The sequence below is a fragment of the Neisseria sp. P0021.S007 genome, from assembly GCF_051956855.1.
Window position 1 is genome coordinate 1 of sequence record NZ_JBQCXA010000229.1, and the last position, 920, is coordinate 920.

General features: G+C 47.0%; 1 protein-coding gene and 1 pseudogene. Both read left to right on the plus strand.

All coding sequences use genetic code 11. The annotated features are described in order from the left end of the window. Positions 1-290, plus strand: a pseudogene (locus ACTHUR_RS12425) (ATP-grasp domain-containing protein); the annotation flags it as partial. Next, positions 283-920, plus strand: a 638-nt coding sequence (locus ACTHUR_RS12430; protein ID WP_440398788.1) for an HAD family hydrolase, incomplete at its 3' end; no start/stop codon positions are given. The pseudogene ACTHUR_RS12425 and the gene ACTHUR_RS12430, both read left to right, overlap by 8 nt.

Below are 920 nucleotides of genomic sequence, written 5' to 3' on the forward strand. Positions count from 1 at the left end.
ATGCCCTGTATAAAGAGCTGGTTGAAAAAATGGCCGTATTGGAAGGCGCACGCGGCTGCATTACCGCGCAATTCTTCGTCAGCAAAACCGACAGCACGACCTACGGTGTGGAAATCAACCCTCGTTTCGGCGGCGGTTTCCCGCTGACTTACGCTGCAGGCGGCAACTATCCGGGCTGGCTGATTCAAGAATACATCGGCGGCCAAGACATCCCTTTCTCCGACGACTGGGAAAACAATTTAATCATGCTTCGTTATGATGCTAAGATTTTGGTAAGAGAACATGATTAAGCCGGAAGAATCCGTCATCGTCTTCGATCTTGACGATACGCTTTACTCTGAGTACGACTACAAATGCTCCGGAATACAGGCAGTTGTAGGGACAATTACGTCGCTTTACCCGCAATACAATGTCGACGTACTAAATGAAATTGCAGACAATAAAAGTAAAGACTGGCTCGAAAATTTGTGTCATCATTGCAAATTAAACGAACTAGAGAAACAATCACTTTTGTGGCAATATCGACTACACCGGCCTGTTATCCGACCCTATGTCGAACCGTCTTTTTTACGGAAGCTGATGCGCCCTTTTGCCGCACGTGCCCTGATTACAGACGGCCGCAGTCTGACACAGCGTTTGAAAATACAGGCCTTGGGTTTGACCGATTTGTTTGACGACATTTTGATTTCGGAAGCCATGCAATCGGAAAAACCCGACGATAAGCGTTTTGTCTTCCTGCAAAACAAATATCTGGCTGCAAAACGTTTCATCTACATCGGCGACAACATCAAAAAAGATTTTGTCGCACCCAACAAACTGGGTTGGCTCTCCATAGGCATCATGCCTAAGCCGCACAATATTCATCAAGCCGATCCCGAGCAATACGGTCGTGAATACCAGCCCACCCTTTGGATAAACAC